The following is a 26731-nucleotide window of genomic DNA, read 5'->3' as shown; positions in this document are numbered from 1 at the left end:
ACTTGCACAAAATCATGGCCTTTTATAACTCGGCCATTTTTTATAAGCAATAAATTGACCAAATGGTCTACTTTTCTTAGAAAAATACAGCTATATTAATGAATACAAGAATGAATATAACAAGAAGGTGTGAGTATGATTCGCTTTCTAATAAATAACGATGTTGTTGAAATAAATGAAGCGCGAGCCGACCTCACCCTTCTGCAGTTCATACGCGAGCATCGTAAGAAAACAGGTACTAAAGAAGGCTGTGCAGCAGGCGATTGCGGTGCATGTACTGTTGTACTTGCCGAGCCTGCCTCAGAAGATAACGGCACAACGCTTAACTATCGTACGGTAAACAGCTGTATTACGCTTATGAGCGCTGTTCACGGCAAGCAGTTGTTGTTTGTCGAACATCTAAGTAACGGTAAAAATTTACACCCTGTACAACAGGCCTTAGTTGACCATCACGGTTCACAGTGCGGCTTTTGTACACCCGGGTTTATTATGTCGATGTTTGCGTTGTATCACAGTAATACAACACCAAACCGCGACGACGTGCTTCATGCTCTATCTGGCAACTTGTGCCGCTGCACAGGCTACCGCCCAATTATCGACGCTACGCTGGCAGTGTGCGAACAAACACCAGATGATCAGTTCACGGCACGCCAAGAAGCTACCCTAGCAACCTTATTATCGCTATCTGGTGAGAAACCGTCGGGTACAGGAAATATATTTACGCCTACATCCCGTGAAGAGCTAAAAGCGCTAATAAAGGCAAACCCTACCGCACAGCTGGTGGCAGGCAGTACCGATTTAAGCCTGCAATTCACCCAACAGTTAAAGAACGTGCAAACGCTAATTAGTGTCACTCATATTGACGCACTAAAACAATGCACCAAAAGTGAACATTCTCTCACTATTGGTGCAGCCGTTCCGCTTAATGATGCAGCTCCCTTGCTCTTAGGTGCATTTCCGCAAGTGGCTGAGCTAATTACTCGGTTTGCGTCGTTACCTATTCGCAATCAGGCGACGATTGGCGGTAATGTGGCTAACGCATCACCTATCGGTGATATGCCCCCACTATTACTCGCGCTAAATGCCATATTACATCTGGATAATGGCGATAGTGTTCGCAAAGTACCAATCACTACATTTTTTATTGGCTATCGCGAAACAACATTAGCTAAAGGCGAATGGATAAGCGCAATCGAAATCCCCCTAAAACAGCCCAATCAAACGCTAGCCGCATATAAAATATCGAAGCGTTTTGAGGATGACATATCAGCGGTATGTGCCGTTTTCAATGTCACGCTAGAAAACGGCAAGGTTGAATCGATTAGTAGTGGGTTCGGCGGTGTTGCTGCCGTGCCTTCAACCTGTGACGCTCTTGAAAGTGCGTTAAAGGGTAAGCAGTTCGCCAGCAAAGAGTGTTTAACGTTGGGCAAACAAGTGTTGTTTGATGCATTTTCACCCATTGATGATGTGCGCGCTACGGCCCAATACCGCAAAACCGTTTTAGCTAACCTGTGGCATCGCTTCTGGTTAGAGAATCAAACAGTAAACCAAATTGAAACACGAGTGGTGCAGCATGCGTAAGTTAATTGATGCCCCAAATCCATTGCAACAAAACGACAACCAGAGTGTTGTTCACGTATCCAAAAAGCATGAGAGTGCGACACGCCAAGTACAAGGCTGTGCGAACTATGTTGACGATGTCATTGAACCGCAGGGTACGCTTTACGCCGCGGTTGGTGTAAGCCAATGTGCAAAAGGAACAATTGACTCGATTAACCTTGACGCTGTTCGCCAAAGCGAAGGCGTTGTAGATGTAGTGACAATTAACGACGTACCAGGTCATAAAGATATTGGCCCTGTGTTTGAAGGCGACCCATTACTCGCTAATGGCGAAATCAAATTCTTCGGCCAGCCCGTATTCGCAGTACTTGCCACGTCAGTAACGCTTGCCCGACAAGCTGCACTAAAAGGAATCATTGAAGTAAGTGAAGCCAAACCGATCCTTACCGCAGAAGCTGCCCACCAGCAGCAAACGTTTGTGCGTCCCCTACACCGATTTGGACAACATGCTGACCGCGTTGACAATACGATTGAAAATGCGGCCCACCAAGTACATGGTACGCTAAGTATTGGTGGCCAAGAGCACATGTACCTAGAAGGGCAAGTGAGCCTTGCGATCCCTGATGAAGAAGATCGCATGAAAATCTACACATCTAGCCAGCACCCCAGTGAGGTGCAAAAACTCGTTGCCGAGGTACTTGATGTAAAATTGCACCGTGTAATGGTAGACATGCGACGTATGGGCGGCGGCTTTGGCGGAAAAGAAACTCAAGCAGCACAATGGGCTTGTATCGCAGCTCTACTGGCATCGCGCAATCAATGTGCAGTTAAACTTCGCTTACCACGCTTCACCGATATGCACGTTACGGGTAAACGCCACCCGTTTGAAAACGAGTTTGATGTGGCCTTTGACGAGACGGGTAAAATTGAAGCTACCCGCATGACCATTAATGGTATTTGTGGGCACTCGCCTGATTTATCTGACGCCATAGTAGATAGAGCCATGTTCCATGCTGACAATGGTTATTTCTTGGGTGATAGCGACATTGTAGGTCACAGACTACAAACCAATATGGTATCGCACACCGCTTATCGAGGTTTCGGCGGCCCGCAAGGTATGATCATGGCAGAAGCCATGATTGATAAAATTGCCCGCGCTATTGGCAGCGACCCCCTTTCAGTCAGAAAACGTAACTTGTATGGTCCGACTACCGGTAGCCTTACACCCTATGGCATGAAGGTAGAGCACAACCTTTTACCGGATATGATTGCCGAGTTAGAAGAAAGCGCTCAGTATTGGCAGCGCAGGGAAGCGATCACGGCCTTTAACCGCCAAAGTCCGGTAGTTAAAAAAGGGCTGGCACTGACACCGGTTAAATTTGGGATTTCATTCACCGCAAAACACTTAAATCAAGCGGGTGCGCTGGTACACATATACACCGACGGCAGTATTCAGGTGAATCATGGTGGTACTGAAATGGGCCAAGGGCTACATACCAAAATAGGCCAAATTGCAGCCAATGAATTTGGCCTAGACCTGGATATGATAGAGGTCACCGCAACACGCACCGATAAAGTACCTAACACTTCACCAACAGCGGCATCAAGTGGCACTGACTTAAACGGGAAAGCTGTACAAAATGCGTGTATTACTTTGAAAACCCGTTTAGCTGAGTGCTTCGCCAACAGCTTAGGTTTAGAGGACCGCGCTAATGACGTGCAGTTTATTAATGAGCACGTTGTGTTAGATGAACACAGCATTGCCTTCACTGAACTTGTTCAGCAAGCGTATTTTGCCCGAGTGTCCTTATCTTCAAGCGGTTTTTACAAAACACCTAAATTACAGTACAACCGTGACACAGGCGAAGGCCGTCCGTTTTTCTATTTTGCCTACGGTGTGTCAATGAGCGAAGTCTCTGTCGATACACTGACCGGTGAATACACCGTAGATAAAGTGAACGTCATTCACGATGTGGGCAACAGCCTTAACCCCGCCATTGATATTGGCCAGATTGAAGGCGCGTTTATTCAAGGTATGGGTTGGCTGACAACGGAAGATTTAAAATGGAACGATTCAGGCAAACTGATAAGTGAAAATATGGCGACTTATAAAATTCCTGCAATAGGTGACACGCCTAAGGAATTTAATGTGAAGCTGTTCGGTAGAAAGAATGCTGAAGACAGCATTTATCACTCAAAAGCCGTGGGTGAGCCACCTTTTATGCTAGCCATTTCAGTGTGGTGTGCGCTCAAAGATGCCATTTCTAGTCTTTCTGGCTATACCGTTGACCCGCAGTTAGACACGCCAGCTACGCCAGAACGAGTGTTAAACGCGGTAGCTGCTATACAGCAATCTGATTGCCGAGGCGGTGCGCTATGACACCCGGGTCAGCAACGTCATTTCGCGCCCCCCAATCATTTCGCGCAACGAACTGGCATGAGGCAATAGCCGAATGCCAAGCGCGTAATGAAGGCTATGTGCTGGTGACTGTGGTAGGCACTGCAGGCTCTACGCCTCGTGAACCGGGCAGTAAAATGGTAGTTACCGCTTCACAAAGCATCGATACCATTGGCGGCGGTCATCTTGAGTTTGACGCTATTGCCCGCGCCCGTGAATTTCTAGCTAAAGGCGAAGTGCATACCGAGCTTCACAGCTACCCGCTAAGCAGTTCTTTAGGGCAGTGCTGTGGCGGAGCGGTAAAGGTACTGTTTGACGTGTGTAATGTTCATCAACAGCACATCGCCATTTTTGGCGCTGGTCATGTTGCAAAAGCACTGGTGCCTATTTTGGCTCAGCTACCCGTGCGAATTTCGTGGATAGACAGTCGCGAGGATTTGTTTCCATCGACACTGCCTACCAACGTGCAAAAAGTGGTGGAAGAGGCGCCAGAGAGCGAGGTTAGACACCTTGATGAGAACAGTTGGCTAATTATACTCACCCACGATCATCAACTGGATTATCGCATTACAGAGCAGGCATTAAAGCAACCTTCCCTACCCTTTGTTGGGTTGATAGGGTCAGAGACAAAGGCAAAGCGCTTTATTACCAAGCTGACTCAGCGCGGGTTTGACGACAACGCGCTGGCAAGGCTATTTACGCCTATAGGTAATCGAGACATTCCTGGCAAGCAACCTATTGAAGTTGCCGTTTCTATATCTGCGCAAATTATCGAACGCCTGCATTTAAGTGAAACGAAGACAGGCAATAGCAAAAGAAACAGTGAGAAGCCTGCAACAGCGTTTCTCAGAGAAAAGGACACCATCAGTGACACTTAATGAACTAAATACGCTAAGCGCTGAAGAAGCGACTACTTGGTTTGAACAGTGCTGCGCAGCGAAAACCTGGATTTACCAAATGGTAGAAGCTCGCCCGTATAGCGATATTGATGCGCTTGTTAGCCAAGCTAAAAACGCATGGGCTAAATGTAGCAGTGATGACTACCTTGAAGCTTTCACGGCACACCCCATGATTGGCGACGTAGATTCTTTACGTAAGAAGTTTGCTAATACTAAAGCCATTGCAGCAGGGGAACAATCGGGTACGGCTACCGCGTCTGAGGCTACCCTTCACCAGTTAAAAGAAGCCAATCAGGCATATTTAGATAAGCACGGGTTTATTTTTATTATCTGCGCCACCGGGCTTTCTGCGCAAACCATGCTAGAAGCATTGCAAGCAAGGCTGCCGAATACGACGCAGCAAGAGATTTCAAATGCTGCCGCCCAGCAAATAAAGATAACCCTATTACGTATTAATAAAGCATTAAATTAGTGTGGCGTTCTTGGTTAGCAGACATGTTTATACCAAATGCAACAGCTATACGAATTGAACAGAAATTAAGGAATACAGTATGAATACGCTCTCAAGCCACGTACTCGACACCACACTGGGTAAACCCGCACAAGGTATTGCGCTTACGCTAACGTTACCTGATGGTAATACCCTCTCTGGCGAAACGGACAGTGACGGCCGTTTTAAAAACTGGGGTATTGAAGATGGTTTTGCCGCAGGCGTTTACACCTTGCGTTTTCACTGCAAGCCTTACCTTGTAGAAACCCACGGTAGTAGTTTCTATCCTCACATTGATATTACGTTTGAACTTGAAGAGAATGGCGGCCATTATCATGTGCCACTGCTTATTTCTCCATTTGGTTTCAGCAGCTACAGAGGCAGCTAACAAACATGCAGCTTTTTCGTGCAAGCATTGCGCACTTTCCTAAACAAACCACACAGTTCGATAGTGACATCGCTATTTTTAAAGACGGTGGTTTGTTAGTAGATAATAAAGAAATAAAAGACGTTGGCGCGTTTAAAGATATAGCTGAGCGCTACCCTGCCGCCACTGTCACCGATTTTTCAGGCAAGTGGATTTTACCAGGCTTGATCGACAGCCACTTACATTACCCGCAAACGCAGAGCATAGCCCACTACGGCGAGCAACTGCTTAGCTGGCTCGAGAACTATACATTTCCTACGGAAATGCAGTTTGCAGATAGTGAACATGGTGAAACGATTGCGAAAGTATTCTTGAATCAGCTGCTAAAGAACGGCACCACAACAGGGTTTGTTTTTACAACCGTTCACAAAAGCAGTAGCCAAGCACTATTTAGTGCCGCCAGCGAGATTGATATGGCCATAGTGGCAGGCAAGGTGTGCATGGACAGAAACTGCCCTAGCGCGCTTAATGACTGCCCGGATACTGCGCAAACTGACAGCGCACAGTTAATTGAAACTTGGCATAACAAAGGCCGCAACCGCTACGCCCTGACACCCCGTTTTGCGCCAACTAGCACAGAGGCTCAACTTGCTGCATTAGGTGAGCTTGCCAAGCAATATCCCGATGTTTTTATTCAGACGCATTTGTCTGAAAATTTAGACGAAATTGCATGGGTAAAAAGTTTATTTCCTAAAGCTGACGGCTATTTAGATGTATACGACACCTACAACCTTGTGCGCGAACGCGCGGTATTTGGCCATGGTATTCACCTTACGCCTAATGAATGGGCGCGATTGGGGGATAGCGGCGCTACGGTTGCGTTTTGTCCTACGTCGAATTTGTTTTTAGGTAGTGGCCTTTTTGATATGACCGCAGCGCGCGCTAATAAAGTGCATGTTGCTATGGCTACTGACGTAGGCGCTGGGACTACATTCAACATGTTCAAAACTTACGGCGATGCTTACAAGGTAAGTCAATTGCGCAATGAGCCCATCAGCCCGCTGGAAGGATTTTATCTTATGACCCAGGGCGCGGCTGTGGCCCATGCTCTTGACCATGAAATTGGCAATTTAAACCCAGGCTCTACCGCTGATTTTATCGTTGTTGAGCCAAGGTTTGATGAATTAACACGGTTGAGAATAAAAGAAGATGCTGACTTCGACGATATGTTTTTTGCCTTGAGCATTTTAGGTGATGACCGCGCTATCGACCAAACGTGGATAAGCGGTACTTGCCGCTATAAGAAAGAACATAATTAATAACAAGCTGCTGAAGGGCCTTTGAGTCCTAAATAAGGAGAACAATAATGCCGTGGCTCGATTGGATAAGTTTATTTGTACGTTGGTTTCACGTTGTGGCCGGTGTAGCGTGGATTGGCGCGTCGTTTTACTTTATTTGGTTAGACAACAACTTGCGAACGCCGCCTAAATGGAAACAAGACAAAGGCATTAAGGGCGATTTGTGGGCTATCCACGGTGGTGGCTTCTATGAAGTGGCTAAATACGCCTATGGTCCAGAAAAAATGCCTGAAACACTGCATTGGTTTAAGTGGGAAGCCTACACTACTTGGTTATCAGGCTTTGCACTGCTCATCATTGTTTACTACTTTGGCGCTAGCGCTTATCTCATCGACCCGTCAGTCAATGCCATGTCACCTGCTACGGCAATATCTTTAGGGCTTGGGTTAATCTTTGGTGGGCTAGCTGTTTATGAGTTTGCTTGTCGTAGCCCATTGGCAAAATACCCTCTCACTTTCGGTATTGGGTTAGTTGCTCTTGTTTGTGTTGTTAGCTATCTGTCTACTCAATGGTTTAGTGGTCGCGGCGCTTATATTCATGTAGGTGCGCTTATCGGTACTATTATGGCAGGAAATGTTTTTTTCAATATTATGCCAAACCAGCGCAAAATGGTGGCTGCGGTAGCTGACAAAAAAGATATCGACCCTAGTTGGGGTGCAAGCGCTAAACTGCGTTCAGTACACAATAACTACTTCACGCTGCCCTTGCTGTTTATCATGATTTCAAACCACTATCCCATGACATACCAACATCCGCAGAATTGGCTTGTGTTGATTGCTATTATGGCCGCTGCTGCCTGGATACGACATTTCTTTAATCTTCGTCATGTGGGAACCACCAAACCAAGTATTTTAGTGTCGGGCGCCATCGCCATGCTCGCCATCGCTCTTTGGGTGTCTTGGCCACAAGCATCTTCAATTCAACCGTTGAGTCATGATGATGCCCTATCTTCTTCAACCATGAGCGCACAGTCAGCGGAACAATCTGAATTAAATGCATCGAATGGAGCTACTAACAAAATGGTAAACGAACTATCGTCAGAGATTAGTAACGAACTTGTCGCGAGTTTGATTACCACTCACTGTGTAAGCTGTCACTCGCGCACACCGACCGACGAGATATTCAAAGTGGCGCCGTTGGGCGTAGTGTTAGATTCGTGGACAGATATAGAAAGATTTGCGCCACAAGTGGTGAGAAGAACCACTGTGACTAAAGACATGCCATTTTTGAATAAAACAAAGATGACCGAGGAAGAAAGGCAAGCAATAGCTCGCTGGTTTGCTCAGAGGAATCAGTAACTATCTCTAAGAGGTGTAGCTCGGTTAGTGATATAAACTAACCAGCTATACCGCCTTATTCATCGAAGCCAAAACTTGCCCTTGTTGCTTTTTTTCGTACATTACCTCGTCAGCTCTATCCAGCCACTCTTGCACTGTATTGATTCCCTCGCTCCACTGAACCCAACCAACACTGAAGCTGATAGAAACGATATTGCTACCATCGATTTCTACTTCAAATTTATTACTTTGAATTCTGTCAAAAAACGCTGCCGTTTCATTTTCATCTGTGCCGTAGAGCATAATAACAAACTCATCACCACCTATACGGCCAAACCTATCGCTTTCACGTAAAAGCCCGCTCATGCTATTGGAAAACTCGACTAATGCTTTATCACCTATTTTGTGGCCATATTTGTCGTTAATTTCTTTGAATTTGTTTAGGTCAATGTAGACAAGAGTGGAAATCTGCTGACCTCTGCCCATGCGGGAGATTTCATCATTTAATTGACTGAAGATTTCTCTTCTATTAGCAAGCCCAGTAAGCGAGTCGGTTTTAGAGAGATGCTCGAGTTTGGTAACAGCGCTCATCAAAGCTTGCTGCTGTGTTTTTTCTCTTGTTATATCGTCGGCGGTCCCTAAGATAAGCGACTGCATTTCACGGTCGTCAAAAATCAAACTACCTCGGTCGTGAACGTATTTCACCTCACCTTTGGCATCATAAATACGATATTGAATATCCCAATTTTGTAAAGGGCGCTGACTGAACAGTTTTAATACTCGCGCCTTATCATCTTCATGAACATGGTCAATAAACCCAATGGGGTTACAGTAGAGCTCATATTCATTGCGCCCAAAAATGTTCTCATATCCGTCGTTAACATATTTCAGCTTAGTTAAGTCTGGGGTCGCCACCCAAATAAAGGTTCTATCAGAGAATGCGCTCACTATTTTACTGAACAGTGCATCAACCTGAAATAACTCTGACTGTATACGCTTTTTCTCGTCAATATCTTCTACAACAGAAATAAAGTAGTCTGGATTTTCCCGTTTGTCCCTAACCAATGAAACCGTGAGTTTAGCCCACACCTGTTCACCATCACGCCTTAGGTAACGCTTCTCTATTGAATAATCATCAATGTCACCTTTTAATAGACGTGCTAAATAGTCGAGGTCTTCATCAAGGTAATCTGGCGCGGTTAATTCTTGAAACGTGAGTTTTGTAAGCTCTTCATTTGAGTACCCTAAAAAATCACACAGGCGTTTATTCACGCGTATGAAGCTGCCATCCACGCTGACGTGAGCCAGCCCCACTGGACAAAAATCAAAGGTTTTTTCAAACATAGGGCACCGCCCCGTTAAATAATTGCATTCCGTCGCCTCAAAAAAAGTGGTGCTTAACCCACAACAAGCTCAATATATACTTTGGTATAAGCAAGTATAGATTAGAATTATTTATTAGCTAATGAATATAGCTAAGAAAAAGGCTTAGATAATCTTCTGCAACGCTAGCATAAACAAGGCTTAACACATTGAATGGAACGATGTGCACCTTACCCGAGAAAAAGGGCAAATTAGCGTTAAACGCTAACACAAGTTTGCTAATTGATTTATGTTAAACGCTTTGTCATTTGGAGACAGTTGTGATCGAATTTTCAGTCGTTATCTTTGCTAAACCTCATCAAGAGGAGGCGCTCTTAGATGCACTCACTCCTTTAGTCAAAGCAAGTCGTATTGAGCAAGGCGCAATAATGTATGACCTTCATTCATGCGAAGACGGCGTATTTGTTATAACCGAGAAATGGGAATCTCAAGCAGCGCTTGATGCTCATGAAGCGACACCGCATTTTAAAGGCTTTCAAGATAAAGCAGGAGCGCTTGTTGAGAAGGTTGTGAGATTGCCGCTAGTAAAAATAGGATAACTATGATTAAGCGGTAGTTTTTAAAACGGTGAGCAGCAATGCTCACCGTTTTCGTAATCTCTTAATTATTTCGCAATTTGCACGTAACGTCTTAGTCGTTTGTGTGGTTTTCAGACCAGACTCTTAGCTGTTCAAGAATATCTAGCGCTGAGCGCCCAAACTCGGTGAGACTATAGGCAACGGCAATTGGACGAGAGTCGATAACGTTGCGAATTACCATGCCGTTGTTTTCTAGCTCTTTAAGACGCTGATCAACCATCTTCCGGCTGGCACCACCAAGCATTCTGCATAAATCATTAAACCTAACAGGTTCGTCTTTCAAATGATAAATAATAGAGCCTGTCCACTTACCACCTATCAAGCGCATGCCACGCTCAATCGCGCAAGGCTCGGTGCAAGTATTTAAAACGGTTTTTCTACCCTTAGCGTCTGTTTTTATTTCACTTTCCATCAAATTCCCTAAAAAAACCACCTAGTTACTAAAAGTATACTAATTGTTTGTTTGAACAAGGTAACTAAAATAGACCACATAAGCAAGTTTACCTTTAAGTTCACCCTTAGCTAATTAGTCTAATATCAATGTAAAAGGTTCACTGTAGGCCTCTTTGGAGTGTAAGCCATGAAAGATATTCATTTATACACCGCAAGCACAATGAATGGATGGAAGCCCGTTATCTTTTTAGAAGAGGCAGGTGTAGATTACGACTTAACTCACATTGACTTCGCCTCTCGGCAGCAAAAGTCGCCTGAATATATAGCCATCAATCCCAATGGCCGCATCCCAACTATCATCGATAAATCTAACAACAACTTCGTGGTTTTCGAGTCCGGCGCCATACTTTGGTATCTAGCGAAAAAGTATCAAAAGTTCATTCCGCAAAACAACGATAAAGAATCAGAAGTTCTGCAGTGGCTAATGTTTCAAATGGGAGGGATCGGGCCAATGATGGGACAGGCCATGTTCTTTCAGCGGATTGCGCCCAAACAGGGTGAGCACAACTCCTACGCCATTGATAGATACGTTTCAGAAAGTCGGCGCCTTTTAGAAGTGCTAAACACTAGGCTTGAAGGTCGAAGTTATTTGGTGAACGACGAGTTCACTATTGCTGACATGGCAACCTACCCTTGGGCCAGAGCCTATCATTGGGCAAAAGTAGATGTTTCGGGTCTAGAAAACCTTAAAGCATGGTTTAAGCGCATTGATCAGCGCAAAGCAACTCAGCGCGCACTAACTATTCCGGAACCTTTTGAGGCTTTCTTTGGCAGAGGGGATTCGGAACAACAAGCTAAGCAAGAGAAAGCTAACGCTGACAGATTTTAATAATACTAATCAAAACAGGCAAAACAGACCGTTCAAACCAAGTAAAGCGCCTTGGCGAGAGCATATTAAACATTAACTTCACGGTGACACAAACCATGATTGAATTTACATTAAATGGAAAAAAAGTGCAGACAGATGCTGCATCAGATACGCCTCTCGTTTGGGTGATACGCGATGAGTTTGGATTAAAAGGCACCAAGTTTGGGTGCGGTGTTGCCATGTGTGGCGCATGCACGGTACATATTGACGGTAACGCTATTCGCTCTTGCTCATATCCTGTTTCGTTAGCTAAAGGCAAGAACGTAAACACTATCGAAAGCCTCAACAATGAGCATCCGCTGCAATCTGCTTGGGTAGAAGAGCAGGTTCCTCAGTGTGGCTATTGCCAGTCTGGTCAAATCATGCAAGCAGCGACCTTACTAGACAGAAACCCAAATCCGAGCGACCAAGATATCGTTAACCACATGAGCGCAAATTATTGCCGCTGTATGGCTTATGCGCGCATAAAAAAAGCGATCAAGCGCGCCGCAACGTCTTCAGTTCAATACTTTGACCCAAACGCTTCATCAGAAGGTGAAAACGCATGAGCATGAAAAACATCTCTCAAGAAAAGAAAGACATGATCAACTTATCTCGCCGTTCTTTCATGGTGGGGTCAATGAAAACGTCTTTATTCATGGCATTTGGTGCTGCCGCTATTCCATCTCTGTTATCAGCGAAAGAAAGTATTGAAACTAAACAGTTTTCACCAAATATCTGGTTTGAAATGGATACAGATGGCAACGTCATCGTCAACATAGCCAAAGCGGAAATGGGTCAGCATATTGGTACGCCAATCGCTAGAATTTTAGCTGATGAGCTTGAGTGCGACTGGGATAAAGTGTCTATAGTGCACGTCGATACAGACCCAAAGTGGGGCTACATGGTAACAGGCGGCTCTTGGTCAATTTTCCATACCTACAAGCCTATGTCTCAGGCGGGCGCCGCTGGCCGCATGGTGTTAATTGATGCAGGTGCGAAACTACTTGGCGTGCCTGCCAATAGTTGCAAGGCAGAAAAAGGTTTTGTTATCTCGGGTAACAAGAAAATTAGCTACGGCGATATTGTAGCGAACGGCAACGTCGACAAAACATTCAGTGCAGATGAGCTCGCGGAACTGCCAATTAAACCGGGTAAAAAACGCCACCTAATTGGTGTTAACGCAGACTACAAAGCACTCGACATCCCGCCTAAAACTAATGGTACTGCGGTATACGGCATTGATGTGGAAGTGGAAAATATGCTTTACGCACGCCCCATTCTGCCTCCGACTCGTTATGGCAGTGCAGTAACGAATGTGGACGACAGTAAAGCTAAGAGCTTACCGGGATACAAAGGTTATAAAGTGCTTACCGATCCGAGCGGTACCATTGAAGGTTGGGTTACTGTATTGGCTACAGACTACCCCACAGCGATTAAAGCCGTTGATATGGTGAAAGTCAGCTATAACGCCGGTAAAACCGCTAATGTTTCTGAAGCTGATATACAAAAAGAAGGCGAAAGAATTGTACGTGATCGCAAGGAAGGCACCGTTTTTGTAGATGAAGGAAATATAGAGCTGGCGCAATCAAAAGCGGCACAAACTATTGAGGCTTTATACACCACCGCAACTGCCAATCATTTCCAGCTAGAACCACTTAACGCTATTGCTGAATTTAAAGGTGGCAAATGGCATATTCATACGGGTAACCAGTGGCAGAGCCTAACACTCCCTACTGTAGCTAAGGCCGCAGAAGTGCCAGAAAGTGATGTGATCCTTCACCAATATTATCTTGGCGGTGGTTTTGGTCGACGCCTTTATGGAGATTGGATTGTTCCAGCTTTGCTTACAGCTAAAGCTGCTGGCCAGCCAGTCAAACTGGTATTCATGCGCCCGGATGATACATTATTTGATCAACCCCGCTCTGCATCTACCTCGCTGTTTAATGCGTCGTTCGATGAAAATAATCAGTTTTTAGGTATGGAGCATGCGCTTGCGGCAGGCTGGCCAACACTAAAAATGGCACCGGGATTTCTAGCACCAGGAGTAAGCGGCGAAGGAAAAGTCGATATGTTCTCGGCATCTGGCGCCGACCATTGGTACACCATGTCTCACCATCGCGCCCGTGCTGTTAATAATAAGGTAGCACAAGATACATTTACGCCAGGTTGGCTGCGTTCGGTAGGTCAAGGTTGGATTGTATGGGGCTTAGAATCATTTATTGACGAAGTGGCAATGAAAGCGAACAAAGACCCCGTCGACTTCAGACTTGCTATGTTAGACGGAAAAGGAAAACAAGGGGGCAAAGCGCCAGAAAGTGTCGGCGGTGCCACTCGACTTGCCAATACTCTTGATATTCTTAAGAAAAAGACGGCGAATGTTAAACTTGGTGCTGATGAAGGCATTGGCTATAGCGTAAGTGCAGGTCAAGAACGCACTATGCCAGCTTGGCTCGCGACTGCAGCTCATGTTCACGTTAACAAGCGCACAGGAAAGATAACGGTTAAGAAGCTATGGGTTGTTTCTGATGCTGGTATTGTTATTCATCCAGATGGCGCAATAGCGCAACTTGAGGGTTCATTACTGTGGGGGTTGAGCTTGGCACTGTTTGAACATAACGAAGTGAAAAACGGTCAGGTTTCAAAAACAAACTTACATACCTACCTTCCTCTACGTATGAACGATGTTCCAGAAATGGATATTGAGCTTGTTGAAAGTGAGGAGTTTCCAGTAGGACTGGGTGAACCAGGCGTTATTGGTGTCGCGCCGGCTATCGGCAATGCAGTGTACCAAGCCATTGGTGTACGGCTACGTCATTTGCCCATGCTTGCTCAACACGTTACCGCAGCATTAAAAGCATGAGGGCAGTATGATGAGAATGATATCTGCTTTAGGGGTAAGCGCCCTATTCGCACTTATGCTTATCGGGTGTAGCTTACATGAAAATGACGATAGCAATCATGAAAGTTTAACTGCTAACGCTTCACAAGTGGCTAACTCAACACCTGCTTTTGAAGCTTATCAGCAGGATCCTAACCCAACGACTGCATTCAACTACTTGTTCGATGTAGCAACACATCCACGGTGTGTGAATTGTCACGGTGTTATCGAGGACGGTGCTCACCGCCCAACGGTGGGCGACAACAAAACTCCTCATCCGATGAACATTACCTCTTTGAACAACTTAAAAATGGCTGTTCAAGACGGAAAGTTTGTTCAGGTTGGCGAAACGCATCCCGTAAACTGCCGTGGGTGTCACCAAGATGAGAATGCGCGTGAACCCGGCAGGCCACCTGGCGCAGCAAACGACCTTATGCCAGGTTTCGTGTGGCACATGCCGCCTCCTACCATGATTATTGGTAACGACATGACCCCCTCAAAGTTATGCAACAATTGGTTAAACCCGCGTTTGAACTCTTTTCTTGCTCAACGTGGGGGTAGAGATGACATGAAAACGTTCAAAAAAGAATTTGAACACCATGTCAGTGATGATCCATTAGTGAGATGGGCATGGAACCCCGGCCCAGGCAGAACACCTGCACCAGGGACACATGCACAGTTCGCTAAGGCAATGTCGGTTTGGATTAACGGCGGCGCGCCTTGCCCGACAGAAAGTTAAGTTAAAAAAGTCTTTGCCCGAAATTGAACAGCCCGCGTTTTAAGCGGGCTGTTTAACGAAAGAAGTAGGCACAACTTGTTTAGGCGAGATTAGAAATGGTAGTGAGCACTCAATACAAACGATTCTGAACCAGGGTTTGTGTCCCCTAGCCCGCCGTTAGAAATGTGGCCAATTTCAGCTTCTAGCGAAAATGATTCAGAAAAATTGTAGAGTCCGGAAAGTGATGAATAGAATTCAATGGTGTCGCCTAAATTTTCAGATTCATCAACAATGCCCGCGTGAAAGGCAACGCGTACTGAAAAGTCATTGTATTTGTATACGTCTTTTGCCAACCCCGCAGCGAAATAGTGTTGGCCTTGATCTGCGTTTACCAAGAGAACTGTTGGTCTAATTCCGTAAAATGATTCGAGCGGTTTGTGAACATAAGCCACATGCAATGCGTATCGGTCTGCATCATCAAACAGATTCCAAACCGCAGCTCCAGCTTTGAGTTCACTACCTTGAGGCAGAGCATGGGTGGAAAGCGATGCAAAAGGTGAAAGTAACGATAATGCAAGTGCGAGTGTTTTTACTGATGTTTTCATGTTTATACTGTTCTAAGCAAAGTTTGAAAGTTGCGCTTTTTCTGACGCTTTTTTTGCGTCATTTTCAAAGCTATTTCGTTTAAAAGTATATAATAGTAATCAGGTAACTTTTTTCAACCTAGTATATATTGACTACCTTATAACTTTGAGGAAAAACACATTCTTATTTGCTCTAAACGTACATATTGAATTAATGAATAAATTTAGGTTTTTTGACCATAGCTGTGTTTGGCACATCAAAAATCAACGGCTCCTTATAGCTCAATGAGAGCTGGCTGTAACAATGAGTAGAAATGCATGACTGACGAGAACATCATTGAAAGCACTGTAGAGCGCGCCAAGGAAAGTAAAAAAGTACTGGTTCTTTTTGCTCACCCTGCGCAAACCCGCTCGGAAGTGAACGTGCCTCTTTTTCACGAAGCAAAAATGAATAAGCACGTTACCGCCGTAGACCTGTACGCAGAATACCCAGATTTTAATATTGATATTGAGCGGGAACAGCAGCGTTTAGTCGACCACGATGTCATTATTTTTTTGTTTCCTCTTTACTGGTACTCAACGCCTTCTATTTTAAAAGAGTGGCAAGATTTGGTGTTGGAATATGGGTTCGCCTACGGCCACGAAGGTACTGCGCTTAAAGGTAAATTGTTTCTTTGTGCGTTAAGTGCAGGCGGTAAAGAAGAGGCCTATCAAACTGACGGTTTCAATCACTACACCATTAGGCAACTACTTCAGCCTTTAGAGCAAATGGCACAAATCACCCATATGACCTACATCGCTCCATTTGCAATATTTGGCTCGCGTACCGCTCAGGAAGAACATCGGGTAGCTCAACATAGGGGGAAGTGGACAACCCTGCTTAATAAATTAACGTCCAACACCCTCGATTTAGAAAAAGCAAAGTGCATCGAGAACCTGGCAGACCTTTGTACACCTCAAGGAGATTAATGTGACTGGCTATTTTCTATATGCATTTATTTACCTTGTAGCCGCTGTAATAGCCGTACCCATTGCAAAGCGCCTTGGTTTAGGGTCTGTACTAGGCTATTTAATAGCAGGGCTAGTGATTGGCCCCATATTTGGCCTTGTTGGTGACGAAACTGTCGCTATTCAGCATTTTGCTGAATTTGGTGTAGTCATGATGCTGTTTTTAGTTGGGCTAGAGCTAGAGCCCCGTTCACTTTGGGCCATGAAATCTAAACTTATGGGCTTAGGCGGCCTGCAGTTAGCACTAACCACAGCACTTATCACTGGCGTCGCCTTGTTACTTGAACAGCCTTTTAGCATTGCACTTACGATAGGCCTTATTTTCGCCCTTTCTTCAACCGCCATCGTTTTACAAACATTACAAGAAAAAGGGCTTCAAAAAACGGAAGGAGGCAAAAGTGCTTTTTCCGTGTTGCTGTTTCAGGACATCGCGGTTATTCCCATGCTTGCGCTTATTCCCTTACTTGCCATACCCGAACTTGTTGCCGCTGGCGGCGAACATGGCGCAGCAGAATCACACGATAGCTTTAATTTAGTAGAAGGGCTTGCTCCATGGGCTTCTGGGTTGGTGATCATTAGCTCAATTGCCTTTCTTACTATTGGCGGACACTACTTAAGCCGCCCATTATTTAAGTTTGTTGCCTCTTCTGGTTTACGAGAGATATTCACAGCCACAGCACTCATGCTAATTATCGGCATTGCTGCGTTAATGGGGCTTGTGGGGCTTTCTCCCGCCCTTGGCGCATTTTTAGCGGGCGTAGTTCTAGCCAATAGTGAATTCAGGCATGAACTTGAAGCCAATATCGAGCCGTTTAAAGGCTTATTGTTAGGTCTCTTTTTTATAACGGTAGGCGCTGGCATTAACTTTTCAGTGCTTAGTGAGAACCCTATGTTGATAGCAGGGCTAACTGTCGCAGTTATGCTTATGAAAGCCATTGTGCTGTTTATCATCGCCTTGATTTTCAAAATAAAAGGCACTAACAAATGGCTGTTCACACTAAGCCTTGCCCAGGCGGGTGAATTTGGCTTTGTGCTGTTAAGTTTTGCCTCGCAGAACTACGTGCTGCCCAACGACATTATTTCTGTACTTTCTCTTGTTGTGGCTATATCCATGTTTTTAACGCCTGGGCTTTTCATTCTTTTCGACAAAGCCATAATTCCGCGCTACAAAAATGCAAAATCACAGCGTGATGATGATGTTATCGACGAAAAAGGCACTGTGGTCATTGCTGGTATAGGTCGTTTTGGGCAAATTATTAATCGGCTGTTAGCAGCCAATGACGTTAAAACCGTTGTGCTTGATATTCGTTCAGAGCAGATAGATCTTTTCAGGCGCTTCGGCAACAAAGCGTACTTTGGCGATGCATCTAAACCTGACATATTACATACCGCAGGGGCGCACGAAGCGTCTTTATTAGTTATTGCCATTGACGATAGAGAAACAGCTGCAGAAATGGTGAAGTACGCCAAACACGCCTTTCCTAATGTCAAAGTGCTTGCCCGTGCCTTTGACCGTGGTCATGGCTACCGCTTGCGCCAGTTGGGCGCAGATTTTGTAGTATCAGAAACCTATCATAGTGCATTGGAAATGGGAGCGGAGGCATTACGCTCACTCAATATACACCCTTTCCAAGTTGAGCGACAAAAAATGGCCTACAAAAATATTGAGTCTCAACAAAACGATGTGCTGTATCACGCATGGGTAGATGACGCGAGTGGCGAACGGGTAGACAACAATTACCTAAAACTGTTCAGCGAACTCGAGTCGCTTATTGAAGATGCCTTGAAAGCCGATTTGCACGACAAACATTCAAAGATGCGTGGCTGGACTCCGCCGCCTAAAGGATATGCTGAAAAACTAGCGCCCGATGAAAAACCAGATAACGCAAAGAAGTAACTGGCGTGTAATTTTGCGATACCTCGTTTCGCATTCGCAACACGCCGCGAAAGTGTAGATTTAGACACACTGGTTAACGCTTGTGTTTGTGAACAAAGATCTGATCGAAAACGATAAATAACACTATAACCCTTAAGTGCATTAAATAAAGCGTATATTGGTTTGTATAAAATCCTCGTCAACAATGATGAGCATGCACGCAATTAATGATAACCCATTGTCTAAATGGGAATAAAAAAGTGGTCTATTTAAATGGAGAGTTACCATGTTGCTTAAAAAAAGTCTCTTTCACCGTGTAGCCATGCGCGCTGTAGTTGCATTTACTGCACTTGCTGGCTTAAGTGCGTGTGAAGACACCCCTACTCCACCTAAAGCTGTATCTTCAACACCGGTAACACTTTATAAAGTTCAGCATTCGGACGAGACCATTGCTAAATTCCCAGGGCAAGTAGAAGCTGCAGAGTATTCTAACCTTTCGTTTCGCATTGGCGGCAAACTACAAGAACTTAATGTAAAAGCGGGCGAGGAAGTTACAGAGAACCAGCTTATTGCACGACTTGACGACAGAGACGCAAAAGCGCAGCTCGCCACCGCCCAATCTCAGTTCGATGTGTCTTCAGCGATGTTTGAACGTATGGAAGCTTCGGTGGAAAAAGGCGCTGTAAGCCGCTCTACCTTTGATGAAGCGAAAGCCAATTTTTTAGCTGCTAAAGCCAGCCTGACTAATGCGCAGGACCAGCTAAGTTACACTGAGCTTCGCGCACCGTTTGCGGGGCTTATCGCCTCTGTGCCTGTTGAAAATTATCAAGTTATAGTGCCTCAACAAACCATTGCCGAGCTTCATATGCCGGGCGCTATCGACGTAACGTTTCAGTTACCAGAGCAAAAAATGCGTATGATTGACCGCTCTCGAGCCCGTGAGAATCGCACGTCGGAAATGGCGTGGGTCACTTTCTCTGGCATGCCAGAAAAGCGGTACGCCGCTATGTACAAAGACCACGAAAGCACTACGCGACAAGGTGAGCTTAGCTACGAAGTCACTATTACTCTGCCAGAACCAGACGATATCAACGTGCTTTCAGGCATGAGCGCTACCGTATTACTTGATATGTCGAAGTTAATTGAATCTGACGCGAAGCTTTGGTTGGTTCCTTTTGGCGCAGTAGTTACAGACAACGCAGAACCGGACAAGGCCATAGTATGGCGTTTTAAACCAAATGAAGACGATAAAAAGAAAGGCACGGTCGAAGCGGTAGAAGTGATGATCGCCCGTGGTATTTCTAACGGCTTGTTAGTTGAAGGCCCGCTAAACGACGATGATAAAATTGTTGCTGCTGGTGCTCACCTTGTAAAAGAAGGCCAATCCGTTACTGAGTGGACGAAAGAAGGAGGCCTGTAAATTATGGTCGAATATTTCTTTCGTCAAAAAGTCATAAGCTGGATGGTCGCCATCATTTTAGGTGTTGGCGGCATAGTCACTTTTCTTGGCTTAGGTCAGCTTGAATTTCCCGAATTTACCATAAGAAACGCACTGGTTATGACCCAGTACCCTGGGGCTACGCCTGAGCAAGTTGAAGAAGAGGTTACGTTGCAGCTTGAAAAGGCTATTCAGCGTATACCCAACGTAAAGCGTATCAGTTCGGTAAACATGGTAGGGCTGTCGCAAATTACCGTTGAACTTAAAAGCAGTGTTCAGGCCAAGGACCTAGAACAATACTGGGACAACTTGCGACGTAAAGTGGGCGATGCACAAGCATCACTGCCACCTGGCACCAGCACCTCTATTGTCAACGATGACTTTGGAGACGTATTTGGTTTATTGCTTACCCTCAAAAGTGAAGACTATTCCCTTAAGCAAATGGAAGACTTTGCTGACTTAATGCAGCGAGAAATACAGCTTGTTGAGGGCGTAAAAAAAGTATCTATTGCCGGTACGGTGAGCGAACAAATTATTGTGTCTTTAGATTACGATAAAATGAAAACCCTGAATGTTTCTGCCGAATCCATTGCTGGCCTTTTAACCGCGCAAAATGTGGTGGGCAATGCGGGGTCGATCAAGGTTCAGGGCAAACGCCTGTCTATTCAGCCCACTGGTGAATTTGATAATTTAGAGGCGTTAGGCCAAGTGGTAATTGGCTCACCGGCCAGCGGCCTAATTCGCTTAACGGATATCGCGACCATTGAGCGCAAGCTTAACGATACCCCTTCAATTCTTTATCACAGTTCTGGTACGCCGGCCCTGTCGATTGGTGTGTCGTTCGCGTCGGCAGTCAACGTAGTTGACGTAGGTAAACGGCTTGATAGCAAAATTGCCGAGTTAGAGCAGCGAATGCCTCTGGGTATGTCGCTAAATACCGTTTACAACCAGCCCACAGTGGTCGACGATTCTGTGACTGGCTTTCTGATTAATCTTGTTGAAGCCGTAGCCATCGTTATTTTCGTACTGCTTCTTTTTATGGGCTGGCGCAGTGGCGTTTTGATGGGGCTCATTCTTGTGCTTACCATTCTCGGCACCTTTATATTGATGTCGGTAAAAGGCATTGAATTGCAAAAAATCTCTTTGGGCGCGCTTATTATTGCCCTTGGCATGTTGGTCGACAACGCCATAGTGGTCACCGAAAGCATGCTAATTGGTGTGAGAAAAGGGCAAACCAAGCTTCAGGCGGCAAAAGACGTAGTGTCTCAAAACGGTTTACCGCTACTTGGTGCTACCGTGATTGCCATCACTGCTTTTGCGCCAATTGGTCTGTCGCCAGATGCCACAGGTGAATTCGTCGGCTCGCTATTTTGGGTGCTGTGCTTCTCGCTATTTTTAAGTTGGATCACCGCGCTCACCATAACGCCTTTCTTTTTCGATTTGTTGTTTAAAACTGAAAAAGAACGGGGCAACAGCGATGAGGACGACGACCCGTACAAAGGCATTATTTTTACCGTATACAAGCGTGTACTTACTGCTGCTATCAATCACCGCTACGTGACAATAGTTCTGGTACTTGTTGCTCTGGTAGGCAGCATGGCGTCAGGTAAGTTTGTCAAAAACGCATTTTTCCCAGATTCATCCACTCCGTTGTTTTTTGTAGATTTGTGGCTGCCTGAAGGTAGCGACATTTTAACCACTGAGCAGTCTATACGCCGCTTGGAAAGCAACGTGCTGAACATGGAAGATATTGCCAACGTAACCAGTGTTATTGGTGGCGGTGCACAGCGCCTTACCCTTACTTATGCGCCAGAAGACATGTATGCCAGCTATGGCCAACTTATTGTTGAAACCAATACGGTAGAATCTCGTGATGCTCGTATGCGAGAAATTATTGAACTGGTGCGGGAAGACTTCCCTAATGTGCAATACAAGGTTAAAGCACTGCAAGTAGGCCCTTCTGCAAAAGCAGCTATTGAAGCGAGGATCTACGGGCCAGAACCTGAAGTTTTGCGTGAGATAAGTAGCGACATTGAAGCCATATTTCAAGCTGAGAAAACCATGGACAGCGTGCGGCTATCGTGGAGCAATAAAGTCCCATTTGTTGAGCCGGTGTTTTTGGAAGAACAAGCCAGGCGCATAGGCGTTACACGAGACGCAGTTCACACTGCATTTTTACTTAATAATGAAGGTGAAACTGTGGGTCTTTACCGCGAAGGTAGCGATTTAATACCTATTGTTATGCGCAACGATCCAAACCAGCGCTATGACATAGATAACCTTGCCTCACTTAATGTATGGAGCCAAGAACAAGGTAAATACATTAGTATGGCTGACGTTATTAGTAATGTAGATGTATCGCTTGATAACCCTATCATCAAACGCCGCAATCGGGTGCGTATGCTGGCGGTTTACGCTGAGCCAATGCCTTTATCCGGTGAAACGGCAGCGAGTGTACAAGCTAAAGTTCGCCCTCTTGTAGAAGAGCTTAAACTGCCTGATGGCTACCGCATCGAATGGGGCGGCGAATACGAAACGTCAACAGACGCGCAAAGCGCCCTATTCGCGAGTATGCCCATTGGTATTTTGGGAATGTTTATTATCACCGTATTGCTGTTTGGCAAGCTACGCCAAGCGTTAGCCATATGGGGCGTAATACCGCTTACCACTATCGGTATTATTGGCGGCTTGGTGCTGGTTGGTGCACCCTTTACTTTTATGGCGTTGCTGGGCAGCCTAAGCCTTATTGGTATGGTACTTAAAAACGGGATAGTACTAATGGAAGAAATAAACGTTCAGGCAAAGAGTAACAGTGGCGCTTTTGATGCCGTTGTAACCGCATCGGTGTCTCGTGTACGCCCCGTTTCCATGGCAGCAATCACAACCATACTGGGCATGATCCCGCTGTTTTCTGACGCGTTTTTCGCATCAATGGCGGTAGTCATTGTATTTGGCCTGACCGTTGCCACCGTGCTTACACTGCTCATTTTGCCGGTACTTCACTGTACGTTCCACGGTATTAAGTCAGAGCAGCAAGGCACGTCCAACTAACGCGATAAGTTAGGCACTTGTTCGCAGTATAAATGACTACACTGTCGAACCTAATATTTTTAACAGCCAGCATTTGAAAACCTTTCTACTGCTGGCTGTATATTTCCAATTAGCCGTAATCTTTCCTTCCCAACAAAAACTACACCCACTAGTTTACTTTTTAAAAAATTAGTTTACCATGTGTAAACTACACTGTGCAGTATACTTTTAATTTAAGGTGAGAGCATGCCCGTTTTTAATCGCACACGCTTTCTTGTTGGAGTTTTATTTATGACATCTTTTTGTGGTTCTTCAAACAGCCTTGCTGCGAGCGCGTCACAACCTGAAAAATTCACTAATACCCATATTGAATATAAAACGACGTGGCGAGACATGTGGAAAGTCACCAAGGCGTACTTTCGCGACAACAGAGATGCCGCAACACCAACGTTTGATATACCCGTGTCGACACTTACCCCTCAAATGCTTGACGCAGTTGCAGAAGATAGCGTGATAAAGCTTGGCCACTCTACTACCCTACTGAAACTTTCTGAGCGCTATATATTGATCGATCCGGTCTTCAGTGAGCGTGCCTCTCCTGTTCAATGGATGGGGCCCAAGCGTTTCCACCAAGCGCCAATTTCACTAGAAGACTTGCCTAAATTAGATGCCGTTATTATAAGTCACGATCATTACGACCATTTAGATAAGGGCAGTATTGAAATACTAAAAAACAAGGTCGACGTTTTTATCACACCGTTAAAAGTGGGCAATCATTTGCGCGACTGGGGTGTGGATGCAAGTAAAATTGTTGAGTTAAATTGGTGGCAAAGCACAAAAGTGAACGGCATTGAAATAGTGGCCACACCGTCTCAGCATTTCTCGGGGCGAGGTTTATTTGACAGAGACGAAACCCTTTGGGCAAGTTGGGTTATGAAATCGTCGAACACCAACATCTTTTACAGCGGTGACTCGGGCTATTTCGATGGGTTTAAGACCGTTGGTGAAAAGTACGGTCCGTTCAATTTGTCTATGATTGAAACCGGCGCGTACAACGAATTATGGTCTGATATTCACATGCTGCCTGAAGAGAGCCTGCAAGCACATATTGATGTTCAAGCCAGTGTCATGATGCCTGTACACAACAGTACCTTTGATTTGGCGCTGCATAACTGGAATGAACCTTTAATAAAAATTACAGACCTTGCCAATGCCAAGGGTGTTCCCACCAGCATCCCGATCTTTGGCGAAATTGTTCCCATTAAGAGTGCGGGCGAAGCTCCGAATAAAACGTGGTGGCTAGATGAAAGATAAAATGTAAAGCCTCCATAAAGACTTTATTACTGCTCGCTTAACACTTTGTTTTGCTATACATTTGTGATTACATTGTGTAAATAGCACTCACACAATCTATAGGCTACAATTACGGTGCGTGACATTTACTTTAAGTAAATATCACGTACCGCCGCTTTTGTATCATGCAGCGATTCAGTGGTTGCGCGTTATTGCATGCAATCGTTAAAACAAACATAAATTTCTCAGTTAAAGGAGATAACTGCTAGTAATGAAGCTATCTAGTCGAACCAATTTGGGTATTGTCACCCTCTTGTTTTTAGCATTTACTGCATTATCTGTCGCCGAATTACGTGAACTACAAGCGCACGTGTCTGAAGCAGTAACGCTACAGGCTGAGAAAAGCGCCGTAATTTATAAAAACACTATTAGTCAGTTGAGTTCTCCGTCTTCACAAACTGAGCAACTAGTCTTTGATTCTTTGCTAGAAAGTGCCGTTGCACAGCCTTATATTTCAGCCGCTGCTATTATTGACGAAAACGGCAAAAGCATTGTGCAAAAGGGCATGACGTCCAATAGCCGTGTGCCATCATGGTTTTCACTTATCGACCCCAGCCCTGACTTTGATAAACGGGTATCTTTAGGTACCGGCGGTAGTAAGCTTGTCCTCACTTCAAACAAGCAAGAAACTGCAGCACGATTCTTCGCTACGCTAGTTAAAAATGCTGCGGCATTTTTAGTGCTGGCAGTGCTTCTTTCACTTTTCGTGATATTAATGAATCGGAAGATTAAACGGCCGATTTACGAAACCGTTAAAAAACTCAATGAGATTGCTAGTCATAATTTCACCTCTCCTGATATTACTGTATCAAGTAAGGATTTTGGGCCATTAATCGACGCAGCTAACTCTCTGTCGAACACACTATCCTCTAAATTTGATGAGCTAAAGCGACAGTCAGAGTTATTTAAAAAAGAAGCAAGTAAAGATGCGCTTACGACGCTAGCCAATAGAGGAGCGTTCGAACGCCACATGCGTGCCCTATTAGATAAAAACGCCCCCTCTCAAGAGAAAGAGCTTGTTATTGTTCGGCTTGCCCACCTTGGTAGCATCAATGCCAAACTAGGCATGGTGCCTGGCGACAGTTACATAAAAGCAGTGGCAAACGTTCTGCTTGAAGAAGCCAAAAACAACAACAACGTTCGATTTGTGTTTAGATTATCGGGTGGAGATTTTGCGCTGCTCAGTGAACCAATGGAAAACCCTATCCGGGAAATCATGCTCACTAACATCGCCAAGCAATGCGCAACTGTTTCACCGTTGAGAGATGGTACAAAGGCCGTCTTTATGGGAATAACTCGGTTTATTAGTTCGATGTCTATGCAGCAAATTATGGAAAATGTGGATAGTGCACTTATTGCCGCAATGAAAACCTCAAACGGCTGGCAGTTGGCGTCTGAAATATCAAAAGTACACAGCAATTCACAATGGCGTGAACGTCTTAATTTCATTGTCTCTCAACAGTATGCAGACATCGTTATTCAGCCCGTAATGGACACAGAGCAAAACGTACCCGCCTACTATGAAACATCAGGTCGATTTAAAGACAAGGATACCAATGATGTTATTCCTATGGCGCAGCTGATCCCTGCTTCCGAACGACTCGACCTCATCCCGCAGGTAGACAAGTTAGTTACCCACATCGTGCTGAAAAAGCTAGAAGTTACCTCGCAACAAGTTGCGGTAAATTTGAGCATAGCATCAGTCGCTAATGCTGAATTTAGAGACTGGTTAGTAAAAGAAATTGCTAAACGCAAAGCGTTAAGCCATAGACTTCTTTTTGAGATTGAAGATGCGGCCTTGATACAACACCGAGAAGTCACAGAGTCGCTTTGTCGGCAGTTAATCAGCCTTGGCAGCCGCATTACCATTGAGCGCTTTGGTGATAATTTCGCCTCACTGGCGGGCCTGCGCGCAATACAGCCACAGTTCGTCAAACTTTCTGGTCGTTTGACTCAGGGTATTCATACCAACAAAGACAACCAGCTATTTGTTTCAAGCCTTGTCAGTATAGCGAAAGGTTTGAACATAAAAGTTATTGCGGAAATGGTAGAAAACGAAGCTGAATCAGTAGCGTTAATTAAGTTAGGAGTTGACCATCAGCAGGGCTACTACTTTGCCAAACCAGCGCTTTGGAACGTGTATTAACAGGTCATTTGTTGGGTAGTTGGTAAACGTTTATCACGCATTAATATCGACTACCTAAGCTAAATGTCAGAGTACATACTAAGTGGC

At 45.1% G+C, this 26731-nt stretch carries 21 protein-coding genes; 18 read left to right on the top strand and 3 right to left on the bottom strand.

From position 1 onward, the window contains the following. Window positions 1-135 precede the first annotated feature (135 nt). From xdhA to E5672_RS04830, 7 genes are all read left to right on the top strand, one after another. Window positions 136-1581 (top strand): xanthine dehydrogenase small subunit, encoded by a 1446-nt coding sequence (gene xdhA, locus E5672_RS04860; protein ID WP_136781172.1) that lies wholly within the window; start codon window positions 136-138, stop codon window positions 1579-1581. Further along, entirely contained in the window at window positions 1574-3940 is a 2367-nt protein-coding gene (gene xdhB, locus E5672_RS04855; protein WP_136781171.1) for a xanthine dehydrogenase molybdopterin binding subunit, read from the top strand. Before xdhA ends, xdhB begins: the two co-directional genes overlap by 8 nt. Next, a complete protein-coding gene (gene xdhC / locus E5672_RS04850; RefSeq protein ID WP_136781170.1) occupies window positions 3937-4836 on the top strand; it encodes a xanthine dehydrogenase accessory protein XdhC in 900 nt (299 codons plus the stop codon). The genes xdhB and xdhC overlap by 4 nt, the downstream gene beginning before the upstream one ends. Beyond that, the gene (gene uraD / locus E5672_RS04845) at window positions 4826-5329 is read left to right on the top strand and encodes a 2-oxo-4-hydroxy-4-carboxy-5-ureidoimidazoline decarboxylase (protein ID WP_136781169.1); all 504 of its coding nucleotides are present in this window, start codon (window positions 4826-4828) and stop codon (window positions 5327-5329) included. Before xdhC ends, uraD begins: the two co-directional genes overlap by 11 nt. Before the next feature lie 79 nt (window positions 5330-5408). Beyond that, complete coding sequence (uraH, locus tag E5672_RS04840; protein ID WP_136781168.1) at window positions 5409-5735, top strand: hydroxyisourate hydrolase; 327 nt, start codon at window positions 5409-5411, stop codon at window positions 5733-5735. A 5-nt stretch (window positions 5736-5740) separates the two neighbouring features. Next, complete coding sequence (guaD, locus tag E5672_RS04835) at window positions 5741-7033, top strand: guanine deaminase (RefSeq protein ID WP_136781167.1); 1293 nt, start codon at window positions 5741-5743, stop codon at window positions 7031-7033. Window positions 7034-7080: 47 nt separating this feature from the next. Further along, a complete protein-coding gene (locus E5672_RS04830; RefSeq protein ID WP_136781166.1) occupies window positions 7081-8370 on the top strand; it encodes a urate hydroxylase PuuD in 1290 nt (429 codons plus the stop codon). Window positions 8371-8415: 45 nt separating this feature from the next. On the opposite strand, the gene E5672_RS04825 is transcribed toward E5672_RS04830, so the two are convergent. Then, window positions 8416-9693 carry a diguanylate cyclase gene (locus tag E5672_RS04825; RefSeq protein WP_136781165.1) on the bottom strand — a complete coding sequence of 426 codons (1278 nt, stop codon included), beginning with the start codon at window positions 9691-9693 and terminating at the stop codon, window positions 8416-8418. Window positions 9694-9992: 299 nt separating this feature from the next. Between E5672_RS04825 and E5672_RS04820 the strand changes: the two genes are divergently transcribed. Beyond that, window positions 9993-10271, top strand: a complete 279-nt coding sequence (locus tag E5672_RS04820; RefSeq protein ID WP_136781164.1) for a putative quinol monooxygenase — start codon at window positions 9993-9995, stop codon at window positions 10269-10271. Between the two features lie 91 nt (window positions 10272-10362). Here the strand turns inward: E5672_RS04820 and E5672_RS04815 are convergent, their stop codons facing one another. Next, a complete protein-coding gene (locus E5672_RS04815) occupies window positions 10363-10722 on the bottom strand; it encodes a winged helix-turn-helix transcriptional regulator (protein ID WP_014949063.1) in 360 nt (119 codons plus the stop codon). 168 nt (window positions 10723-10890) lie between these two features. On the opposite strand from E5672_RS04815, the gene E5672_RS04810 reads away from it, so the two are divergent. The 4 genes from E5672_RS04810 (at window position 10891) to E5672_RS04795 (ending at window position 15230) form a co-directional block, all read left to right on the top strand. Next, window positions 10891-11592 (top strand): glutathione S-transferase family protein, encoded by a 702-nt coding sequence (locus tag E5672_RS04810; protein WP_136781163.1) that lies wholly within the window; start codon window positions 10891-10893, stop codon window positions 11590-11592. 95 nt (window positions 11593-11687) lie between these two features. Further along, window positions 11688-12179 (top strand): (2Fe-2S)-binding protein, encoded by a 492-nt coding sequence (locus tag E5672_RS04805; RefSeq protein WP_061485514.1) that lies wholly within the window; start codon window positions 11688-11690, stop codon window positions 12177-12179. Next, on the top strand, window positions 12176-14473 hold the full coding sequence (locus E5672_RS04800; RefSeq protein ID WP_136781162.1) for a xanthine dehydrogenase family protein molybdopterin-binding subunit: 2298 nt from the start codon (window positions 12176-12178) through the stop codon (window positions 14471-14473). The genes E5672_RS04805 and E5672_RS04800 overlap by 4 nt, the downstream gene beginning before the upstream one ends. A 7-nt stretch (window positions 14474-14480) precedes the next feature. After that, window positions 14481-15230, top strand: coding sequence for a hypothetical protein (locus E5672_RS04795; protein WP_136781161.1), 750 nt, complete (start codon window positions 14481-14483; stop codon window positions 15228-15230). Between the two features lie 89 nt (window positions 15231-15319). Here E5672_RS04795 and E5672_RS04790 read toward each other — a convergent pair whose 3' ends face one another. Continuing rightward, on the bottom strand, window positions 15320-15814 hold the full coding sequence (locus tag E5672_RS04790; protein WP_136781160.1) for an acyloxyacyl hydrolase: 495 nt from the start codon (window positions 15812-15814) through the stop codon (window positions 15320-15322). Between the two features lie 297 nt (window positions 15815-16111). Here E5672_RS04790 and E5672_RS04785 point away from each other — a divergent pair, with 297 nt between their 5' ends. The 6 genes from E5672_RS04785 to E5672_RS04760 all read left to right on the top strand — a co-directional run bounded on the left by E5672_RS04785 (window position 16112) and on the right by E5672_RS04760 (window position 26644). Further along, on the top strand, window positions 16112-16762 hold the full coding sequence (locus tag E5672_RS04785) for an NAD(P)H-dependent oxidoreductase (protein ID WP_136781159.1): 651 nt from the start codon (window positions 16112-16114) through the stop codon (window positions 16760-16762). Between the two features lies 1 nt (window position 16763). Next, window positions 16764-18698, top strand: coding sequence for a monovalent cation:proton antiporter-2 (CPA2) family protein (locus tag E5672_RS04780; protein ID WP_136781158.1), 1935 nt, complete (start codon window positions 16764-16766; stop codon window positions 18696-18698). Window positions 18699-18963: 265 nt separating this feature from the next. Beyond that, window positions 18964-20097 carry an efflux RND transporter periplasmic adaptor subunit gene (locus tag E5672_RS04775; protein WP_136781157.1) on the top strand — a complete coding sequence of 378 codons (1134 nt, stop codon included), beginning with the start codon at window positions 18964-18966 and terminating at the stop codon, window positions 20095-20097. A gap of 3 nt (window positions 20098-20100) precedes the next feature. Further along, a complete protein-coding gene (locus tag E5672_RS04770) occupies window positions 20101-23166 on the top strand; it encodes an efflux RND transporter permease subunit (protein WP_136781156.1) in 3066 nt (1021 codons plus the stop codon). Window positions 23167-23436: 270 nt separating this feature from the next. Continuing rightward, the gene (locus E5672_RS04765; protein WP_240692162.1) at window positions 23437-24459 is read left to right on the top strand and encodes an MBL fold metallo-hydrolase; all 1023 of its coding nucleotides are present in this window, start codon (window positions 23437-23439) and stop codon (window positions 24457-24459) included. Between the two features lie 250 nt (window positions 24460-24709). Next, window positions 24710-26644, top strand: coding sequence for an EAL domain-containing protein (locus tag E5672_RS04760; protein WP_136781154.1), 1935 nt, complete (start codon window positions 24710-24712; stop codon window positions 26642-26644). Window positions 26645-26731 lie beyond the last annotated feature (87 nt).

The organism is Alteromonas portus (assembly GCF_005117025.1).
Lineage (GTDB): Bacteria > Pseudomonadota > Gammaproteobacteria > Enterobacterales > Alteromonadaceae > Alteromonas > Alteromonas portus.
This window is presented reverse-complemented; position numbering and strand designations above follow the sequence as displayed.

What these genes read in the sequence shown, in the direction of transcription:
- xdhA (WP_136781172.1), top strand. Translation starts at nt 136, where the DNA reads ATGATTCGCTTTCTAATAAATAACGATGTTGTTGAAATAAATGAAGCG.
- xdhB (WP_136781171.1), top strand. Translation starts at nt 1,574, where the DNA reads ATGCGTAAGTTAATTGATGCCCCAAATCCATTGCAACAAAACGACAAC.
- xdhC (WP_136781170.1), top strand. Translation starts at nt 3,937, where the DNA reads ATGACACCCGGGTCAGCAACGTCATTTCGCGCCCCCCAATCATTTCGC.
- uraH (WP_136781168.1), top strand. Translation starts at nt 5,409, where the DNA reads ATGAATACGCTCTCAAGCCACGTACTCGACACCACACTGGGTAAACCC.
- guaD (WP_136781167.1), top strand. Translation starts at nt 5,741, where the DNA reads ATGCAGCTTTTTCGTGCAAGCATTGCGCACTTTCCTAAACAAACCACA.
- E5672_RS04830 (WP_136781166.1), top strand. Translation starts at nt 7,081, where the DNA reads ATGCCGTGGCTCGATTGGATAAGTTTATTTGTACGTTGGTTTCACGTT.
- E5672_RS04825 (WP_136781165.1), bottom strand. Translation starts at nt 9,693, where the DNA reads ATGTTTGAAAAAACCTTTGATTTTTGTCCAGTGGGGCTGGCTCACGTC.
- E5672_RS04815 (WP_014949063.1), bottom strand. Translation starts at nt 10,722, where the DNA reads ATGGAAAGTGAAATAAAAACAGACGCTAAGGGTAGAAAAACCGTTTTA.
- E5672_RS04810 (WP_136781163.1), top strand. Translation starts at nt 10,891, where the DNA reads ATGAAAGATATTCATTTATACACCGCAAGCACAATGAATGGATGGAAG.
- E5672_RS04805 (WP_061485514.1), top strand. Translation starts at nt 11,688, where the DNA reads ATGATTGAATTTACATTAAATGGAAAAAAAGTGCAGACAGATGCTGCA.
- E5672_RS04800 (WP_136781162.1), top strand. Translation starts at nt 12,176, where the DNA reads ATGAGCATGAAAAACATCTCTCAAGAAAAGAAAGACATGATCAACTTA.
- E5672_RS04795 (WP_136781161.1), top strand. Translation starts at nt 14,481, where the DNA reads ATGATGAGAATGATATCTGCTTTAGGGGTAAGCGCCCTATTCGCACTT.
- E5672_RS04790 (WP_136781160.1), bottom strand. Translation starts at nt 15,814, where the DNA reads ATGAAAACATCAGTAAAAACACTCGCACTTGCATTATCGTTACTTTCA.
- E5672_RS04785 (WP_136781159.1), top strand. Translation starts at nt 16,112, where the DNA reads ATGACTGACGAGAACATCATTGAAAGCACTGTAGAGCGCGCCAAGGAA.
- E5672_RS04775 (WP_136781157.1), top strand. Translation starts at nt 18,964, where the DNA reads ATGTTGCTTAAAAAAAGTCTCTTTCACCGTGTAGCCATGCGCGCTGTA.
- E5672_RS04770 (WP_136781156.1), top strand. Translation starts at nt 20,101, where the DNA reads ATGGTCGAATATTTCTTTCGTCAAAAAGTCATAAGCTGGATGGTCGCC.
- E5672_RS04765 (WP_240692162.1), top strand. Translation starts at nt 23,437, where the DNA reads ATGACATCTTTTTGTGGTTCTTCAAACAGCCTTGCTGCGAGCGCGTCA.
- E5672_RS04760 (WP_136781154.1), top strand. Translation starts at nt 24,710, where the DNA reads ATGAAGCTATCTAGTCGAACCAATTTGGGTATTGTCACCCTCTTGTTT.